Annotated in this window: 14 protein-coding genes; 6 read left to right on the top strand and 8 right to left on the bottom strand. The window is 60.7% G+C overall.

Going from position 1 to position 18,587, the window contains the following annotated elements:
• Positions 1–75 precede the first annotated feature (75 nt).
• From AB5Z20_RS06150 to AB5Z20_RS06140, 3 genes are all read left to right on the top strand, one after another.
• Positions 76–1,821 carry a TerB N-terminal domain-containing protein gene (locus AB5Z20_RS06150; RefSeq protein ID WP_368156684.1) on the top strand — a complete coding sequence of 582 codons (1,746 nt, stop codon included), beginning with the start codon at positions 76–78 and terminating at the stop codon, positions 1,819–1,821.
• Positions 1,814–3,118, top strand: coding sequence for an ATP-binding protein (locus AB5Z20_RS06145; RefSeq protein ID WP_368156683.1), 1,305 nt, complete (start codon positions 1,814–1,816; stop codon positions 3,116–3,118). Before AB5Z20_RS06150 ends, AB5Z20_RS06145 begins: the two co-directional genes overlap by 8 nt.
• A 116-nt stretch (positions 3,119–3,234) precedes the next feature.
• Positions 3,235–5,679 (top strand): DEAD/DEAH box helicase, encoded by a 2,445-nt coding sequence (locus AB5Z20_RS06140; RefSeq protein ID WP_368156682.1) that lies wholly within the window; start codon positions 3,235–3,237, stop codon positions 5,677–5,679.
• A 26-nt stretch (positions 5,680–5,705) separates the two neighbouring features.
• Here AB5Z20_RS06140 and AB5Z20_RS06135 read toward each other — a convergent pair whose 3' ends face one another.
• From AB5Z20_RS06135 to AB5Z20_RS06120, 4 genes are all read right to left on the bottom strand, one after another.
• Positions 5,706–6,584, bottom strand: coding sequence for a spermidine synthase (locus AB5Z20_RS06135; protein ID WP_368156681.1), 879 nt, complete (start codon positions 6,582–6,584; stop codon positions 5,706–5,708).
• Positions 6,585–8,492 carry an elongator complex protein 3 gene (locus AB5Z20_RS06130; protein ID WP_368156680.1) on the bottom strand — a complete coding sequence of 636 codons (1,908 nt, stop codon included), beginning with the start codon at positions 8,490–8,492 and terminating at the stop codon, positions 6,585–6,587.
• Between the two features lie 98 nt (positions 8,493–8,590).
• A complete protein-coding gene (locus AB5Z20_RS06125) occupies positions 8,591–9,487 on the bottom strand; it encodes a DUF4097 family beta strand repeat-containing protein (protein WP_368156679.1) in 897 nt (298 codons plus the stop codon).
• Positions 9,487–10,203, bottom strand: a complete 717-nt coding sequence (locus AB5Z20_RS06120; RefSeq protein WP_368156678.1) for a helix-turn-helix domain-containing protein — start codon at positions 10,201–10,203, stop codon at positions 9,487–9,489. Before AB5Z20_RS06120 ends, AB5Z20_RS06125 begins: the two co-directional genes overlap by 1 nt.
• Before the next feature lie 267 nt (positions 10,204–10,470).
• On the opposite strand from AB5Z20_RS06120, the gene AB5Z20_RS06115 reads away from it, so the two are divergent.
• From AB5Z20_RS06115 to AB5Z20_RS06105, 3 genes are all read left to right on the top strand, one after another.
• The gene (locus tag AB5Z20_RS06115) at positions 10,471–11,343 is read left to right on the top strand and encodes a hypothetical protein (protein ID WP_368156677.1); all 873 of its coding nucleotides are present in this window, start codon (positions 10,471–10,473) and stop codon (positions 11,341–11,343) included.
• Positions 11,344–11,462: 119 nt separating this feature from the next.
• Positions 11,463–12,302 carry a tRNA (guanosine(46)-N(7))-methyltransferase TrmB gene (locus tag AB5Z20_RS06110; RefSeq protein WP_368156676.1) on the top strand — a complete coding sequence of 280 codons (840 nt, stop codon included), beginning with the start codon at positions 11,463–11,465 and terminating at the stop codon, positions 12,300–12,302.
• Positions 12,303–12,611: 309 nt separating this feature from the next.
• Positions 12,612–15,293, top strand: a complete 2,682-nt coding sequence (locus tag AB5Z20_RS06105; protein WP_368156675.1) for a DEAD/DEAH box helicase — start codon at positions 12,612–12,614, stop codon at positions 15,291–15,293.
• Positions 15,294–15,372: 79 nt separating this feature from the next.
• On the opposite strand, the gene AB5Z20_RS06100 is transcribed toward AB5Z20_RS06105, so the two are convergent.
• The 4 genes from AB5Z20_RS06100 to AB5Z20_RS06085 all read right to left on the bottom strand — a co-directional run bounded on the left by AB5Z20_RS06100 (position 15,373) and on the right by AB5Z20_RS06085 (position 18,417).
• Positions 15,373–17,130, bottom strand: a complete 1,758-nt coding sequence (locus AB5Z20_RS06100) for a DUF2130 domain-containing protein (RefSeq protein ID WP_368156674.1) — start codon at positions 17,128–17,130, stop codon at positions 15,373–15,375.
• A 150-nt stretch (positions 17,131–17,280) separates the two neighbouring features.
• On the bottom strand, positions 17,281–17,826 hold the full coding sequence (locus AB5Z20_RS06095; RefSeq protein ID WP_368156673.1) for a metallophosphoesterase: 546 nt from the start codon (positions 17,824–17,826) through the stop codon (positions 17,281–17,283).
• Between the two features lie 66 nt (positions 17,827–17,892).
• Positions 17,893–18,072: a hypothetical protein gene (locus AB5Z20_RS06090; RefSeq protein WP_368156672.1), complete on the bottom strand. Its 180-nt coding sequence runs from the start codon at positions 18,070–18,072 to the stop codon at positions 17,893–17,895.
• An 18-nt stretch (positions 18,073–18,090) separates the two neighbouring features.
• On the bottom strand, positions 18,091–18,417 hold the full coding sequence (locus AB5Z20_RS06085) for an HIRAN domain-containing protein (protein ID WP_368156671.1): 327 nt from the start codon (positions 18,415–18,417) through the stop codon (positions 18,091–18,093).
• Positions 18,418–18,587 lie beyond the last annotated feature (170 nt).

Here is an 18,587-nt window from a genome sequence, read left to right as displayed (position 1 = left end):
TGATATCTCGAACACCTGTTTGATGCTGTGCTATGATATGAGGTCACCGACACCATATAGGGAGAGGAGAGGGCGGTGGCCGACCAGGACGTCAAGATGCTTATCGAGCGCATTATGGCCGAGGCCCGGACCCATCAGTCCGCCCGCTTCTCAAACGAAATCTATGCTGACGAGCCGATTCTCAAGACCGGTCGTCAGATGCAGAATTTCCTCCCCGACCAGTACCGCAAGATGCGCGAGATATCGCGCTGGCAGGATGACCCCAAAGGCGGCGCGGGTCGCTGGCTTTCGGAAGCCGAGCTTTTCTACCGCCAGGGCCTGCTGATGGCCGATTTTGAGGACGACTGCCCCTACAACGGCACCTTTAAGTCGTACTTTCCCACCTACAATGCCATGAGCGATCGACAGTTGCGCGGTTACTTTACCTGGCGCGCCCAAGTGCGTCGCGGAACCGTCGAGGAAACGTCTACGTCCTTTGCCTTTCTGTATCTCTATGAGCTGATTTGCGGCATTGGCGTAGATAATCCGCGTGACGGCTATGACAAGATCAAGGCATTTTGGGATGCCTATCGCGCCTTTGAACCCGGCATCGACCGGTTCGCACGCGTGTGGCTGCAGGACTACGCCGTGTTCCATGAACTCGATCCCAAGCTGCTTCGCGACTCTAAAACCGTCGTATTCGACAACGCCCTCATCGAGCTGCGCCGCGCAGCGCGAGACCTTGTACCCGCGCCGGCGCCGTCGGACCTGCCGCCCGCGCGTCGCAAGACCTCCGAGCCCACGCTTCCCCTTCCGCCCGATGAGGCGCATGAGGAGCGGCTCATGGCTGCCATCGACGCACTCTCGACGTACAACCTGAATAACTCACGGCTCGACCGTTCCCACCATCGCGACCTGCGCCACGTGGCATGCGCCGTGTATGTCCGCATGGCTCGCTACTATGACACGCACCGAAAGACCGGCATCGTAGCGAGCTTGTTTGGGGAGGAGACGGCCATGCCCTACACCATGTTTGCCTCGGCCGTGTTCTTTGCGCCCGAGCGCCACGAGGACTGCGAATATCGCCTAGACCCCATTCACATCTACCGCTGCCAAAATGGCTTTTGGGAATGTATGCGCATCCACGGCAGCAGACAAAAAAGCAGCAAGCTCGGTGAGATGATGCGCGCTTGTGATCAGCGCCTGCGCTTGGCACTGGATCCCGGCCATCCCCTTAAGGAAGAAAAGGTTCCCAAATATCTGGCTAAGATTATCGATGACGAGATCACGGCATGGCTTTCATGGGATGCCGCGCATCAGCCCGTCAAGATCGATATCGACCTGAGCCAGCTGGGGCACATTCGGAGCGCCGCCGCACAAACGCGCGAGGCGCTTTTGATCGACGAGGAGCGCGAGGACGGCACGCTTGCGGATACCGAGGTGGCAGTTGCCGAGCGACGGGAAGCCGAGCCCGTGGCCGACACGATCGCCGAACCAGTCGCGACGACCATGCAGCAGGACGAGGCTAGCGAGCCGACCATCTCCACCGAGCAGTTTGGCGTCGTAGCCCCGCTCCTCGCACCAGCGCCCACGCCCGCCGACACCGCGTCCGCACTCGATTCCGCCGCAGACGCCTATCTTCGAGCACTACTCGAGCAAAACGCAGCGCAGACGGCATCGGCGGTGGCACAGTCGGGCAAGAGTGAGGACATGCTCGTCGACAGCATCAACGAAGCGCTCTTTGACCTGGTGGGCGACACCGTTATTGAATTTGGCTCAGAAGGACCGCAAATTATCGAGGACTACGAAGCAGACGTGAGAGGATACCTAGACCATGAGTGATACCGCACCCGCAGCACCCCGCGTGCCCAAGCGCGTCGCCGCCGTCATTCTCAACTCGCTCAAGGGCGGTGTTGTCCCGCGCATCGGCCTTCCCTACATCACCGTGGGACGAGAGGTCGAGATCCGTGCTCTGCTCACCGACCTGAGCCTCATCGCCGATGGCGGCGCAAGCTTCCGTTTCCTAGTCGGTCGCTACGGCGCCGGCAAGAGCTTTTTGCTCCAGACCATCCGAACGCATGCCATGGGCGAGGGCTTTGTGGTCGCCGATGCCGACCTTTCCCCTGAGCGCCGCCTACAGGGCGGCCAGGGCCAGGGCCTCGCCACCTATCGCGAGCTCATCCGCAACATATCGACCAAGACGCGCCCCGAGGGCGGCGCGCTCAACCTTATCCTGGATCGCTGGGTCGCCTCGTGTGCCGACGCCGACGAGTCTGCCGTTAATGCCCAACTCGCTCCACTCGAAGAGATGGTCCACGGCTTTGACTTTGTCCGCATGCTCCGCCGTTATCGCACGGCCGTATCCGAGGGCGATGAAGAGACTATGAGCCGGGTGACCAAATGGATTCGCGGCGAATACTGCACCAAGAGTGAGGCGCGCGCCGAGCTAGGCTCCTCGACCATCATCAGCGACGATGACTGGTACGACTACGTCAAGCTCATCGCACGTTTTTTGGTCTGCAGCGGCTACAAGGGCATGCTGGTGCTCATCGACGAGCTCGTGAATCTGTACAAGATTCCCAACGCGATCACGCGCCAATATAACTACGAGAAGATCCTGACCATGTACAACGACACGCTCCAGGGCAAAGCGCAGTACCTGGGCGTGATCATGGGTGGCACGCCGACCTCTATCGAGGACCGCCGCCGCGGCGTCTTTTCCTACGAGGCCCTTCGGAGCCGTCTCGCCCAGGGCCGTTTTGCGCGCGATGATCTCAAAGATATGCTCGCGCCCATCATCCGCCTGCAGCCGCTCACCTACGAGGAGCTGCTGGTGCTCATCGAGAAGCTCATGCAGATCCATGCCGGCTACTTTGGCTGGACGCCCACGCTTACCGAGAACGACTTGGTGGACTTCCTCAAGATTGAGTTTGGCCGCGTGGGGGCCGACACGCATCTGACGCCCCGCGAGGTCATCCGCGACTTTATCGAGCTGCTCGATATCCTGTGTCAGAACCCCGATGCAAATGTGGCCGAGCTGCTGCAAAGCGTCGGTGGCGACGCGCTGGCGCCGGCAGCTGCAACAGACGACACCGGCACCGCAGACGACGACCGCAACTTCGCCGAATTCACCATCTAACCTACCAAAAAGGAACAGGTTTATTTTGGCAGGTTTTATCTGGGCAAGCGTTGAAGCAGTAATGCAGCAAGCCGTTGCCAGCCGCGTTGAGAGATTCGTTTTTGAGAGGAGGCCCCGTGAAAGCCTTTGACCGATATGCCCCGTTTATCCAGGATTTCATTTACTCCCACGATTGGGAGAGTCTGCGCTCCATCCAGGTTGCGGCGGCAGATGCCATCTTTAACACACAAGACAATGTGCTCCTAACGGCATCCACAGCTTCCGGCAAAACCGAGGCAGCCTTCTTTCCCATCCTGACCGAGTTTTGGGAGAACCCGCCCGCAAGCGTGGGCGCCCTCTACATCGGCCCCCTCAAAGCGCTCATCAATGATCAGTTCGTCCGCCTCAACGACCTCTGCGAAGAGGCCGATATCCCTGTCTGGCACTGGCATGGCGATGTCTCGCAGTCGCATAAGGCTAAGCTCATCAAAAAACCGAGCGGCATCTTGCAGATTACGCCCGAGTCACTCGAAGCGCTCCTAATCCATAAGCACATGGCAATCCCGCGCATGTTTTGCGACCTGCGCTACGTGGTCATCGATGAGGTCCACTCGCTCATGCGCGGCGACCGCGGCGGGCAAACGCTCTGCCTTATCGAGCGGCTCTCGCGCATGGCCGGCGTGCAGCCTCGACGCATTGGCCTTTCGGCCACCATCGGCGACCCCGAGCGCACGGGTGCTTTTCTCTCACAGGGAACGGGGCGCGACTGCGTTATCCCCCGCTTTGAAGAACCGCGCCGCGTGTGGCGCATCTCCATGGAGCACTTCTACAACTCGGGCCCCCAGGCGCAGCAGCGAGGATTCGAGAGCTCGGGTCCTCAAGAGGCCGAAGTACTCGCGTGCGAGCGCATCGAGGCGGCGGCATCTGCGGCGCTGCCCGCCGGCGCCCAAGACATGCGCCACAGCGGACAGCTCACACAGGAGGAGCGCCGCCAACGTCGCGAGCAGGCACGGGGCAAGGCCGCTTCCAAAGACCGTCGCACATCCTCAGCCCCCGAGGGTGAAGTCGACATCCCGCAGGCAACCGAACAGGCACTGCTCAACCCCACCGACACCGCACCCGACAACGCCGACCCCGGCATGGGCTACATCTTTGAGCACACGCGCGGCCGCAAGTGCCTGGTCTTTGCCAACTCGCGCGAGGAGGCAGAGGCCGTATGCTCCATGCTGCGCAGCTACTGCGAGAGCCGGCACGAGCCCGACCGCTTCCTTATCCATCATGGCAACCTCTCGGCATCGCTACGCGAGACCGCCGAGGAGCTCATGCGCGACGAGGAGCAGGCGCAGACAACCGTCACCACCTCCACGCTGGAGCTCGGCATTGATATCGGTCGTCTGGAGCGCGCGTTCCAGATCGATGCACCGTTTACCGTCAGCTCCTTTTTGCAGCGCATGGGGCGCACAGGCCGCCGTGAACTTCCGCCCGAGATGTGGTTTGTCATGCGCGAGGAAGAGCCCGAGCCGCGCACGATGATGCCCGAGACCATTCCGTGGAAGCTCCTGCAGGGCATCGCGCTCGTACAACTCTATCGCGAGGAAAAGTGGGTCGAGCCGCCCGAGCTCGATCGACTCCCCTACAGCCTGCTCTACCACCAGACTATGTCGACGCTTGCCAGCACCGGCGAACTCACGCCGGCAGAGCTTGCCCAGCGCGTGCTCACACTCAGCTATTTCCATCGCATCTCGGCCGATGACTATCGCATACTGCTGCGCCACCTCATCAAGATCGACCACATCCAGGTCACCGAGGGCGGTGGGCTCATCGTGGGCCTCGCGGGTGAGCGCATCATCAACAACTTTAAGTTCTACGCAGTGTTCCAGGAAAACGAGGAGTTTACCGTCCGGAGCGAATCGGCTGAGCTGGGCACGATCGTTAATCCGCCCCCGCCCGGTGAGCGCATCGCCATCGCCGGACACTGCTGGATTGTCGAGGAAGTGGACTGGAAGCGCCACACTGTCTTTGCCACGCAGGTCAAGGGCCGGGTGCCGGCCTACTTTGGCGACTGCCCCGGCGACATCAACACGCATGTGCTCGAGCGTATGCGCCAAGCGCTCAACGAGCATGCGGCATATCCGTATCTTATGGGTAACGCGCGGGCCCGTCTGGCGCAGGCTCGCCATACGGCCATGCTTTCGGGTGCGGGAACTAAACCGCTCATCAACCTGGGCGGCGATACCTGGGTGCTCTTCCCTTGGTTGGGCAGCTACGCCTTTCTGGCGCTCGAACGTATGCTCAAGATTAAATGCGCCGCGGAGCTTGGCCTTCGCGGACTCGACCCATCACGCCCGTACTTTATGCAGTTTAAGATGAAGGCCGACGAGGAGACGTTCTTTGAGGTGCTCGCCGCCGAGGCCGAGAAGGACTTCGACCCCATCGAGCTCGTCTATCCCGGCGAGGTGCCTTATTTCGATCGCTACGACGAGTACGTTCCCGAAGAGCTCGTACGCAAGGGCTTCGCCGAAGGCGTACTCGACATCGAGGGTATGAAGCAGCGCGTCCTCAGCTGGCGCGACCACGCCTAAGACCAGTCTTTTTGGGACGGGGAGATTTACTTGTCGTGAAGGACGGTGCCAAGGAAGTCGGCGTCGAAGGGCACGGCTTCGGCAAAGGCGTAGTCGCCGTCGCTGGCGATGAGCAGGTAGTTTTCCTCGCCGCCGAACTCCGCATCGCCACATGGGACCACCCAGGCGTGGGCGAATACCTCGAGTGCCGTGGCAGCGCAGTCGCGCAGGAACGTCACGTCGCTCCCCTCGTTTGCGCTCACGATATTGGCAACGTAGACGCCGCCGACATTTAGGCTGCCCCACACTAAACGCAACGCCTCAACCGTCGCCAGCTCGCGCACGGGCTCGGCACCGCCAAAGCAATCGCTCACGACCACGTCGTAGCGACGATGGCCCACGCTCGTCACGCCCAGATACGAGCGAGCCTCGGCGGTAATCACCCGCAAGCGGTCGCCCACCGTGCGCTCCAGTTCGTCCAGATAGAACCAACGACGTGCCAGACGCGTAATCTCGGCATCGTACTCAATGACGTCCATGCGCAAGCTCTCGTGCGACATCAGAGCGAACTTGGGATAGGCAAACCCGCCGCCACCCAGCATGAGCATACGGTCGATACCATGCCCGTAAGCATCACGCATTGCGTCCTCGGCCTCAAACACATCGTCAAATGCACGATAGTACGCAAAGACGGGCTCTGCCCAACGCTCGCCAATGTAGCTTGCGCTTTGGTAGACGCCGCCTTGCACCAACACGCGAATCTCATCGCCGCCCTCATCGTGCACGCGTTTCACACGCGCCAACCCATTGCGGGTTCGCGCAACCTGCAGACAGGCAGCACGAACAGCGACGGCGGCCGCACCAAGCGCCGCGGCTCCCAGAGCAACGCCGGCAACGACACCAGCAGAAACACTCGGCTTGTTCATCTAGAGCTCCTTTTGCAGGTAGAGTCCGTGGTCATAAAAACCCAAATGGCGATAGTACTCGCGCGTACCAATCGCGCTGATCACGTTGATGCGCGCATAGCCGGCATCCCGGGCGATCTCGCACGCACGCTCTACGAGCAAACGCCCCAACCCGTGATGCTGCGCCGCCTGGCCCTGGTCGCCCACGCGTGCCGCCATGCCATACACGTGCACCTCGCGAATCATCGCCTCGTCCGGCGTCGTCGGCAACTCGTCCGCATGCGCGGCAACAAACGAATGGTCGGGCAGCGACAGGCGCAAAAAGCCCGCGATCTTGCCCCGCGGCGTCACCCACTGCAAAAAGCGCTCGCGCGTCACCGGCGTCTCGTACGCCACTTCCTCGTCAAGGGTCAACTCATCCAAGTCGGCACCCGCCGTGCTGATCTCGCGATAGCGAATCTCACGTACCGTTGCACCGTCACCCCGAGCAGCCAGGCGGTTCTCAACGAGCTGGCGCAGGTTGGGCTTCTTGTTGCCCACCATAATGTCGTCGGAGCTAAAGTCACGAATCATACGGCTGATGCGACAGAACGCCGGCGTCACCACGATGTCGTCGGCCAACACATCGAGCAGCTCTTCCTCGGTATAGGGGCGCCACTCGCCGCGCTCATAGCGGCCCACCAGACGCGAGCCCTCGATGAGCGCGCACGGGTAGACCTTGACCTCGTCGGGCATAAAAGCGCCCTCGGTCATAAAGCGCTCGTAGTCGCGCTTGTCCCCCTCGGGCGTAGCGCCCAACAAGTTGAGCATAAAGTGCGCGTGGATCTTAAAGCCAAACAAGCGCGCAAGCGAAAACGCCCGCTCGATCTGCGCCACCGAAATGCGACGCTCGTTGATATCGAGCAAATGTTGGTCGAGACTCTGAATACCCATCTGAATCTTGGTGCAACCCAGGCGGCGGATGAGCGTGAGGGCCTGCGGCGTTACGGCATCGGGGCGCGTCTCGATAACGAGCCCCACCACGCGATGCTTCGCCGTCTCGTTGATGCGCTGCTGACGCTCAAGCTCCTCCATCGTTGCCGTCTGCCACTCGGCAGCCTCGCCCCATGGCGTACCAGGGCCGTACAGACGACGCACCGCGCGGTTATAGCCACCAACGACAGCATCCACACGCCCCTGCTCGTCGGCAACGCCGGCAGCAAGCTCAGCCTCGTCTGTCGCAATGCCGGCAGCCCGATAGCGCTCGCGGCGCTCTGTTACCACCGGCGGCAGGGCATCGGCGGGAGCGTCATCGAGCAGGCGCCCCGCCTCGGCACGACTGATGCCCGGACGCGCCAACATGGGGTTTGCCGCCACGCCGGCGACGGCATCGTCATTGAGCGCACGGAAAAGCTCCGACATAAACCACGTTTGATACCCTTGCGGATAGTCGCTCCAGGTGCCACCGAGCACGATGAGCTCTATCTTGTCGGTCGCATGCCCCATCTGCGAAAGCGCGGTCAGACGAGCGCTCACCTGCAGATACGGGTCGAAGCAGTTTTGCTCCGCACGGGCGCACGCCGGCTCGGCATGCAGATAGCTTTTAGGCATGCGCAGATCGTTGGGGCAAAACAGGCAATCGCCCGAGCACGGCCAGGGCTTGGTGATGACGGTAATGGTCGCCACGCCCGAGGCCGTGCGACGAGGCTTCATACGCAGCACCTGCAGCAGTCGACGTTCCAGCTCGGCATCGACATTCCACCCAGCCCAACGAGCCGGCTCCTCACGTTTTACCCGCTGGTAGAACGGCAGCAGACGGCGCTTGGCCAAATCGCGTTTGTCGGCACCCTCACGGCGCGCCTCGGCATGTATCAGTTTGACGAGTGCCTTGTCGTCCACGGTCTCGCCGCGACGCAGGGCATCGAGTATGTTCAAGATAATCTGTTCCATGACCCCATTGTAAAGGCAAAGGCGCCGGAGCCCGTCACGGCTCCGGCACCTCCATCAAACAGCGCAGCTATGATTTATAGGTCTTCGATAACCGCCCGTCACTCTGAATCAAATGACATGTCGCCCGAACCAACCTCAAAACGATACGTGGCGGACTTATCGCCATTATCGAATTCAAGATTCAAAATGGTCTCGCCGTCGTAGTCAAGCGGAAGGAAATCGCTCTCGAAGTCGCCGCTGCCCAAGGTGAGGCTCGCCTTAAAGCCCGTAGAGTTCGGAACCGTCATCTCCACATCGCCCGAGCCCACACTCACGTCCATCGACTTCGCGGGGGCCTGGTAGAGCTCGAACGTTACATCGCCCGACCCGACCTCTGCACTAAGCGCATCAGTCACGCTGCCCGCAAACTCTACATCTCCCGCACCCAGGAAAAGGTCGAAACCATCACAGGTGACACCGGCAATCTGCAGATCACCCGAGCCCACGTGCGCGTTGATTCCCTTCAGATGTTCGGCAACACGGCGCGGCAGTTCAACCGTAACCGAGCGGTCAATTGCCTTACCGTCATCACTTCCAAACTGAGAAACCTTGAGCGTCGAGTCCTCGACGGATGCGATGTTCTGCGTCGCGGCCTTGGAGGCATCCATACCATTGGCAACGCGTCCCCGCTCGATAACGCGAGCCTTGTTGCCATCAACAACCTTGACGTCCACCGTAGCCGCATTGATATCGAAATCGAGGTAGCGAAACTCATCAGCATCAAAGGTCGTACACGAAAGCTGTTGAGGCCGAGCAGAATAGTTACCGCTATCCAAGAGATCATCGTCGTCAAACATATCGTCAAAATCAGACAAATCGCCGGATAGAATAGCGGTCGTTCGCACCATATTGGAATGAGCCAATAGCCGCGAGGCACCAAATACAAGCCCGATAATAAGCACAAACGCCCCGATGCCAACGCCCAAGCGTACCTTGGATTCATGCGAAAGCTTCATCATTCATCACCCTCTTTGGCGATCGGGTCAGCGGTAGTCGCGGTAGCCACGCCAGCATCAACCGAAGCGGAAACATCCTGAGCCCTAGCTGTCACCGGTGCCGGACCAACCTGAATATCCCCGCGTGCCCAATCACCATCGAGCGCACGCGCCACCCAGTGATAGATGGGAATCGTAAAGAAGATCAGCGCGGCAAAGGGGCTGGCACCAAACGGGAACATCAGCAAAAAGAACAGCAGCCAACACACGGCCCAATACGGGAACGACTGGAACGGGCCCTTCACCGGAGTCGAGCCAGCTGCGCCGCCACTCGTCGCTTGCGCCGTAGCGGCATTGGCGGCCTGCGCACTCCAGCTTGCCGCTTGCGCCGCCTTGGCGGCGGCGTCACTCGCCTGTGTTGCCGCCTCGGTAGCCCGTGCCGCCGCCTCATGGGTGCGTGCGCGCTCTGCTGCCTCGGCCTCGCGCTGGCGGGCGCGGTCCTCGTTCTCAAACTCGATATCGTCCTCGATCTCATCGCTCGGATTGAGCAGCTCGTCCAGGCTCACGCCATAGAGCTTGGCGAGCGAGATCAGGTTCTCGGTATCGGGCGAGCTCTCCGCACGCTCCCATTTACTGACCGCCTGGCGCGACAGCCCCAGCTTTCGTGCCAGCCCTTCTTGGCTAAAGCCTTTGCTGCGGCGAAGGTCGGCGAGCCGCTGCGCAGTTTCTACATTCATGGTTCCTCCTATGTGATGCCAGCCGTGCCGCCGGACCGTTTTTGTTCTTAAGGCGCCTTGCACAGTTAAAAATCTATCCGCCACCGCCAAAAGCATACCACCTATTCTAGTGAGATTTTTGACAACCGGCGGTTGCGGGCACATATGAGCTGCGGAAATGTGTCCAAACAAAGCAATGACCCACGGCTCGGTTGTCCCCGTTGCGGCGTTAACGGTAGTATGGTTGTACTGTTTATTCCGCACCGCCAACGGAGGGAGTCCCGCGCCGTGAACCGCGATTTCGCCTCATCGCTCATCCAGCTCAACAACACGTTCTATCGCGAGCACTCCGCCTCCTTCTCCGATACGCGCCAGGCCCCGTGGCCCGGCTGGGTGCGCACCATGGACATTGCGCTCGGGCAGCTCGACATCGCCACGATCGAGCATCCCGTCCGCGTCTTCGATCTTGCCTGCGGCAACATGCGATTCGAGAACTTTGCCGCCGGCGGCGCACTTGCCGCCAAGGGCGTCGATGGCGCAAACCCCTCGGCAGACGCCAGCTGCCCGTTTGAGTTCTATGGCGTCGACTCGTGCCAGGATTTGGCTATCGATGCGCGCGGTCACGCCCTGCGCATTCCCAACCTGCACTTCCAGGAGCTCGATGTGCTCGATGCCCTCATGAAGCTCAACCCCGCTGAGACACCCGACGTGCTTTTCGATGCCCCGCTCGCCGACATCTCGGTCTGCTTTGGATTTATGCACCACGTGCCGTCGTGTGAGTACCGCGTACGCGTGCTCGACGCCCTGGTGCGCCAGACGCGCCCAGGCGGCATCATCGCCATCAGCTTTTGGGAGTTTATGAACGACGAGCGCATGGCGCGCAAGGCCGTTCGCGCCGAAGCCCGCGCCGAGCTCACCCCACCGTTTGAGGGTTACGATTCCGCGCAGTTTGAAGCCGGCGACCACCTCATTGGCTGGCAAAACGACCGCCACGCCTACCGCTATTGTCATCACTTTGACGATCAGCAGATCACCGACCTGGTGCGCGGCGTGCGTACGTTCTACAAGAGCGGCGAGGTCCCCGTGCGCGAGCTTGAGCGTTTCCATGCCGACGGTCGCAGCGGAGAGCTCAACCGCTATGTGATTCTCAAGCGTCTGTAGGTATCGGCGACTCGCCGCCGAGCCTCACCGCATCTTTCGAGCAAACTATGCCCACCCTCTTTTCAACCCATTGACGGAACGCGCAGCCATGCGTTCCATACTTATGACCAAGGAGCCTCATGGGAGCCGTCCACGTTCGCACGCCTAAGAACTTTGTGCTCGAAGAGCGCCTGGAGCGCTACGCCGATGCGATTGAGACGAACCCCGAGGCTTATGCCGGAGATTGGCGCGAGGCCTGTGCGCCCGCAGGCGGCAAGCCCTTCGAGCACCTTCACCTGGATCTGGGCTGTGGCAAAGGAACCTATCTGGTCGAGCGCGCCCACCGCGAGCCCGACACGCTCTTTATCGGCATGGACCAGGAGCCCATCTGCATCGCCTATGCCGCGCAGAAAATCTGCGAGCAGAAGCTGTCCAACGCGCTCGTCCTGCCCCGAGGAGCCGCATCGCTGCCGCAGCTGTTTGCCACAGGCGAGCTCGATGCAATCACCATTAACTTTCCCACGCCACAGCCCAAGGCCAAGTACGCCAAAAAACGACTCGTCCATGTCGACCATCTGATGCTCTACCGCCCGCTCTTTGCAGCCAACGCCACCGTCACGCTGCGCACCGACAGCAAGCCATTGCGCGATTACGCCCTGGGACAGTTTGCCGCGGCCGACTACGACACGCTTTGGGTAAGCGACAACGTCCGCCGAGACCATCCCGAGCATCCCGAGACCGAATATGAATGCCGCACGCGCGAGATGGGCGCTGCCGTCTATGGCATTTGTGCCACACCCGGCGCGCAGCCTAGCGATGAACAGCTCGCGGCGGGCCGCGCGCAGGAGCAAAGCCTTGCCTGCTACCTGCCCGATAACCTCGATGAGCTCACCTACGTGCCTCTCGGCATGGAAGAGGCCGTCGAGAACTTTAAAAACCGCGCCCGCAAAGGCAAGAAGCGCCTGCCACAAGAGTCCTAGGGGCTTCTGATGGTCGCGGCGTCGGCAAACAAGCGCAAATAGGCGCCAGCGAACGGCCCTCAAACCTAAGTGAGTAGACTTTTTTGCAATAGCCAAGCACAGCCCGCATAGCGAAACATAAAACCTCAGGTAGAACCCTTGCGCAAAAGCCATGTGCTCGCGATATTGCAAAAAGTCTACTCACTTAGCTGGCAACTGCACCAAACGGCTGAGTAGAACGCCCATTTCCTGCATTTTCTTTCGCGCTGGCGCCCCACGCCGCCGCTACGCCATAATGGATGGCGGACAAACGCGAGAGAAAGCAACCAAATGGCACAGACCGCGACAGACACTTCCGCCAGCACCGTCTCCGGCGCCGGCGCCGCCAGCTCATTCTCGGGAGGCACGGGAACCGAAGCCGAGTTCGGCTCGCTCGGCGCGCTCTCCCCCACCTGGTGGGAGCCCGAGGACGGCAGCGAGCCCGAACCATGGCTCACGCCCGACCAGGCATTCGAGCGCTTCTTTGAATGGACGAGCGATTGCGGCATTGAGCTGTGGGACCACCAAGAAGAAGCCCTCATGGATCTGGCTGCCGGCGATCACGTCATTTTGGGCACACCGACCGGATCGGGTAAATCGCTCGTCGCGCTGGGCATGCTCTTTATGGGCATGGCGCAGGGCAAGCGTTGCTATTACACAGCACCTATCAAGGCTCTGGTCAGCGAGAAGTTTTTCGACCTGGTACAGGTGCTCGGCCGCGATAACGTCGGCATGATCACCGGCGACACGCATATCAATACCAAGGCGCCCGTCATCTGCTGCACGGCCGAAATCCTTGCCAACGATGCACTGCGCGAGGGCGAGGGCGCCGACGTGGGCTGCGTGGCCATGGACGAGTTCCACTACTTTGCCGACCCCGATCGCGGTTGGGCCTGGCAGGTGCCGCTGCTCACCCTGCCTCACACGCAATTCATGCTCATGAGCGCCACGCTCGGCGATGTCACTGCCATCGCCGCCTCACTCGAGGAACACACCGGCGCTACCTGCGACTTAGTCGTCGATGCCCCGCGCCCCGTGCCGCTGAGCTACGACTACGTGACGACCTCGCTCGAGGGCACCGTCGAGCTCGCCATGCGCCGTGGAGAGGCCCCGCTCTATATCGTGCACTTTAGCCAGGATGCCGCCCTTGCGACGGCACAGTCGCTCGCCAACTTTGGCATTGCCAGCAAGGAGCAGCGCGAGGCCATCAAGGAGGCGGCCAAGGGCACGAGCTTCTCGACGGCCTTCGGCAAGATTCTCAAGCGCTTGCTCGGCTGCGGCGTCGGCGTGCACCATGCTGGCATGTTGCCGCGCTATCGCCTACTGGTCGAGCGCCTGGCGCAGCAGGGCCTGTTGCCCGTCATTTGCGGCACCGACACACTCGGCGTCGGCATCAACGTACCCATCCATACTGTGGTGCTCACCGCGCTCACCAAGTTCGACGGCTACAAGATGCGTCGCCTGCGCGCCCGCGAGTTCCATCAGATCGCCGGTCGCGCCGGTCGCTCTGGCTTTGATACCGAGGGCATGGTAATTGCCGAGGCACCCGAGCACGAGATCGAGAATGCCAAGCTTATGGCCAAAGCGGGCGACGACCCCAAAAAACTCCGTAAGATTAAAAAGAAAAAGGCCCCCGAGGGCTTTGTCACCTGGAACAAGCAGACCTTTGAGCGTCTGATCGAGACGCAGCCCGAAACGCTCAAGCCGCGCCTTCGCATCACGCACTCCATGGTGATTAGCGTGGTCGAGCAGGGTGGCGATGCCCGAGCCCGCGTACACGACCTCATCGAGACAAGCCTGCAAACGCCCGAGGAAAAGGCAAAGCTCGAGGTTCGTGCCGACGAGATCTTCGCCACGCTCATCGACTCCGGCGTCGTCGTGCGCACCGAGGTGCCGCCCGCGCCTGACGCTCCGGCTGACGCCGCGCCGGACATCGACTACGCGCTGACGGTCGACCTGCCCGAGGACTTTGCGCTCGATCAGCCGCTCTCGCCGTTTTTGCTTGCCGCCCTGGAGCTGCTCGACCCCGAGAGTGAGACCTATACCATGGATCTGATCTCGATGGTCGAGGCTACGCTCGAGGACCCCAAGCAGGTGCTGCGTGCACAGGAGCGCGCCGCGCGCGACCGCGCGATGGCCGAAATGAAGGCTGACGGCGTCGAATATGAGGAACGCCTGGAGCGCATCCAGGATGTCACCTACGAAAAGCCGCTCGAGGATTTGCTCGATGCCTCTTTTGACAAGTACTGCCAGGAAGTACCCTGGGCCAACGACTATCAGCTCTCGCCCAAGAGCGTCCTGCGCGACATGTTGGAGAGCGCGAGCGACTTTAAGGGCTATATCCAAAAGCTCGGCATCGCCCGCTCCGAGGGCATTCTGCTGCGCTACCTAGCCGAGGCCTACCGTTCGCTCGACCGCACCGTACCCATCGAGAAGCGCGATGAGCGCTTGCGTGACATCATTTCGTGGCTCGGCTTTGTGGTGCGCTCGGTCGACTCGAGCCTGGTGGACGAGTGGGAGAACGCCGGCAACCCCGCTGCACTCGACGCCGCACCGCCGCAGGGCATCGACGAGGTCGTTGCGGACCGTCGCGGCTGCACACTGTTGGTGCGCAACGCGCTCTTCCGCCGCGTAACCCTTGCCGCCCGCGGACACGTGCGCGACCTGGGCGAGCTCGACGAGGACTGGGGCATGAGCGAGGTCCGCTGGCAAAAGGCGCTCGATGCCTACCATGAGCAGCACGAGGAAATCCTCACCGACGGAAATGCCCGCAGCGCCGCGATGTTTTCCATCGACGAGTCCGACGAGAAGACCGCGCACGTATGGCACGTGCACCAGATCTTTGCCGACGAGGATGGCGACCACGACTTTGACATCATGGGCGATGTCGATCTGGACGCCACGCAAGACGGCGGCGAGGTCATCTTCAAAAACTACCGCGTCGGCTTTATCGAGGACCTGCTCGAGGACTAGCCGAACATGCTGAAACGGAACGGAACGGGGCCGTTGGCAATATAGCCAGCGGCCCCGTTTTTGCACTATACGCTATGCCTCACTCGGCATCCTCGACTTCATACGAATCCGCCTCGGCTGGCTCATCGTTTGTCTCCGTCGCAGCCCCGCGCGCCTCGTCAAACGCCGCCTTCATGGTCTTGTTGCCCCAGGTGAGCTTGCGAATGGTAAGATCGTCGGCTTTCTTGTTGGCCAGGCGCAGATTGTTCTCGGAGGACAGCAACGCCTCCTTGGTTTTTTGCAGATGGCTAATCGTCTTGTCAATCTCATCGATCGCCGTTTGGAACTTGCGGCTCGCGATCTCGTAGTTGCGGCCAAAGTCGTTCTTGAACTTCTCCATCTTGGCCTCGAAGTTCGTGACATCGATGTTCTGCTGCTTGTACTCCGCTAGCTCCTGTTTATAGCGCAATGAACCCATGGCGGCGTTGCGAAGAAGCGTAATCATGGGAATGAAGAACTGCGGGCGGATCACGTACATCTTTTCATAGCGGTAACTCACGTCGACAATACCCGCGTTATAGAGCTCACTCTCGGGCTCCAGCAGGGTGCAGAGCACCGCATACTCACAGCCTTTCTGGCGACGATCATGATCGAGTTTCTTAAAGAAGTCTTCGTTTTTATGCTTGGTCGCGGTCTCGTCGTTCTCGTTTTTCATCTCGAACATAATCGAAATGACCTCGTTGCCGCTCGCATCGCACTCGCGGAAGATAAAGTCGCCCTTGGTGCCCTCGGACGCATCGTTATCTTTCTCGAAGTACGCGTTAGGAAACGCCGTCATACGCAGACGGTTAAACTCGGTCTCGCAGTGCTGCTCGAGCGACTCGCCCACCATCTTGGTGGACAGGCGGACCTTCATGTCCTTAAGGCGCTCAATCTCTTCATCCTTATAGCGAATCAGGTCATCGCTCGCGCGCTTGGCCTGCGCAAGCTCGAGCTCATGCGCCGCCTTGGCCTGTTCCTCGCGAGAATCGCGCACCGCCAGCTCGCTCGCGAGCTTGGCACGTGCCTCATCGCGCTCTCGTTCCGCCGCAGCGACCGCCTCCGATAGGTTCATTTTGGCCGTCAGCTCCTGTTCGCGCAGCTGCGCGCGCAGGCCCTCGGCCTCCTGCTCAGACTGAGCCTTTGCGGCGGAAAACTTCTCTTGTACCTTCGCGCGGTAGTCAGCAAGCGCGCGCTCGGCCTCGCCGCGAGCGGCATCAAGCTCACGCTGTGACTCGGCCGCAGCAGCGGCAAGCGCCATCTCCTGGGTCTTGTCCGCCGCGGCAAGCCTGGCCTGCAGCTCGGCAATCTGGGCATCACGTGCAGCTAAATCGTTTTGAGCAGCATTGCGCGCCGAAGCCTCGGCAAGCTTGGCTTCGTCATCCTTGCGTCCCAGCTGCGCACGCAAATTGTCAATCTCGCGCTGAAGCTCGGCATTCTCCTTCTGCGCATCCGCACGGGCCTCAACAGCTGCACGCTGGCTTGCACTCTCGCGCTCCGCGGCAGCGCCCTCGAGCTTGACACGCAACTCGGCAAGCTCGGCATCGCGCTTGGCAACCTCTTGTGCCAGCTTCTGCTCCGCAGTGTTCTTCTGCTCGGCAAGCTGAGCGTTGCGCTGAGACTCTACCTTTTGCAAGGCAGCCGACAAACGCGAGCGCTCAAGCTCCAGCGCCTGCTCACCCTCGCGCTGGACTGCCTTCACACGCTCATCCAGGTCGCGCGAGAACTCGGCATCGCGCACCTGTTTGACGATATCCGCATAGCCGGACGCATCGACCTTAAAGACTTCGCCGCAATGCGGGCACTTGATCTCGTTCATAGCAGCTCCTCGATGGACGCAAATTTCAACCGCCTACACTCTACCGCGCCGCACGGACAAAAAAGACGCCGCCGCCATAATGGCAACGGCGCCAGAACCACCACAAAGGGGACAGGCACCTTTGTGGTGGTTTGTGTGGTGGTTCGAGCATTACAGTCCAAAGAAGCCCAGGATTTGATCCCGGCTTACGGGCTTGTACTCGTTGGCATCGAGACCGACATCGTAGCGAAAGATAGGGCGCTCGCGATCGCGGTTGCGCGCGTTGGTGCGGTCTCCCCTGCTGTGGATATGCCCGTGCAGCATGATGGCGCCACGCGCCTTGCCGTTCCAGCTGAGCATGGGGTAGTGGCTCATAACCAGACGATGGCCCTTGGCATAGCCAGGGGCAATCTCCAGGTAATCGCGCACGTCTTCCCAAATCTGCGGCGCGTCCGGATCTTCCCAGTCGCCGTCATGGTTACCGCGGATGAGCGTCACATTCTTGCATTCGATACGCTCGCGCAGGTGCACGGCATCCGCTAGGGGCAAACGATAGGTAAAGTCTCCCAGGATGTAGAGACGGTCATCCGCAGTCACGCACTCATTGATGACATCGATGACCTTGCGGTTCATCTCCTCGACCGAGCCAAACGGCCGGTCCATGTCGTGCAAGATATTCGTATCGCCCAGGTGCAGGTCGGCGGTAAACCACATCATCGTCTATGCCCTCATTTCGCAACGCGTTCAACTCGTGCTAAGTATACAGACGCAGCGATGCGGCGGTCATCCAAAGAGCCCACCGAACAGTCCGCGGCGGCGCTTGTCTTTCTTTTTCGAAGCGTCACTCTGAGCTTTCTTGTCCTGCCGCTTCTTACGATCCTGCTCCAACTCATCGTCGTCGAGTAGCAGATCCCACTCAAACGGATCGTCTGTCAAATCGAACTGGTCGTCGTCATCAAACATGGCCGCCTCCATTGCCGACTAGCGGGCATCCACCACGTAGAGGCCAACGCGCACCTGATGCCACGGGCTGCGCTCGGGAGCGACCTGCCGCACGCGGGCCTCAAATACGTCCTCGTGGCCGTAATACATCATCAAGGACAGCGGGCCGACCTCGTTTCCCGGGACATAGCCAAGCTTGGTGTTGCCGTAGTAGATCGCAACCGCCTCAGGGTCATGGGGATTATCGCGCTCGGCGCACAGCGTCAGCCTATCGCCCGCCTTAAGATCGCCCAGGACCAAGGCACCGTCGGCATACTGAAATCCCGCGATATGAAACGACAGAAGAACACGCGAAGGCTCGTACATGGCAACTCCCCTAACGGCCGGAATACCCGGCGTTTAACCTTACAGAGAAGTCTACGAACTCGTGCGGACGCAAATTCATCCTGCCTGCGTCTTTGGTTGATTTCCGATCTCAACCGAACATATTGAGCGAATAGGCCGTTCCCGCAGTTAGCCGAACGCCCCCGCGGCCC

The sequence above is a fragment of the Collinsella aerofaciens genome (assembly GCF_040910245.1).
Taxonomy (GTDB): Bacteria; Actinomycetota; Coriobacteriia; order Coriobacteriales; family Coriobacteriaceae; genus Collinsella.
The sequence above is the reverse complement of the archived record's forward strand: the minus strand, read 5'-3'. Positions and strand labels throughout refer to the sequence as shown.

Bases quoted from the DNA above. Each gene is read 5' to 3' on its own strand.
- AB5Z20_RS06145 (WP_368156683.1), top strand. From the start codon at position 1,814: ATGAGTGATACCGCACCCGCAGCACCCCGCGTGCCCAAGCGCGTCGCC.
- AB5Z20_RS06135 (WP_368156681.1), bottom strand. From the start codon at position 6,584: ATGAACAAGCCGAGTGTTTCTGCTGGTGTCGTTGCCGGCGTTGCTCTG.
- AB5Z20_RS06130 (WP_368156680.1), bottom strand. From the start codon at position 8,492: ATGGAACAGATTATCTTGAACATACTCGATGCCCTGCGTCGCGGCGAG.
- AB5Z20_RS06125 (WP_368156679.1), bottom strand. From the start codon at position 9,487: ATGAAGCTTTCGCATGAATCCAAGGTACGCTTGGGCGTTGGCATCGGG.
- AB5Z20_RS06120 (WP_368156678.1), bottom strand. From the start codon at position 10,203: ATGAATGTAGAAACTGCGCAGCGGCTCGCCGACCTTCGCCGCAGCAAA.
- AB5Z20_RS06110 (WP_368156676.1), top strand. From the start codon at position 11,463: ATGGGAGCCGTCCACGTTCGCACGCCTAAGAACTTTGTGCTCGAAGAG.
- AB5Z20_RS06105 (WP_368156675.1), top strand. From the start codon at position 12,612: ATGGCACAGACCGCGACAGACACTTCCGCCAGCACCGTCTCCGGCGCC.
- AB5Z20_RS06100 (WP_368156674.1), bottom strand. From the start codon at position 17,130: ATGAACGAGATCAAGTGCCCGCATTGCGGCGAAGTCTTTAAGGTCGAT.
- AB5Z20_RS06095 (WP_368156673.1), bottom strand. From the start codon at position 17,826: ATGATGTGGTTTACCGCCGACCTGCACCTGGGCGATACGAATATCTTG.
- AB5Z20_RS06090 (WP_368156672.1), bottom strand. From the start codon at position 18,072: ATGTTTGATGACGACGACCAGTTCGATTTGACAGACGATCCGTTTGAG.
- AB5Z20_RS06085 (WP_368156671.1), bottom strand. From the start codon at position 18,417: ATGTACGAGCCTTCGCGTGTTCTTCTGTCGTTTCATATCGCGGGATTT.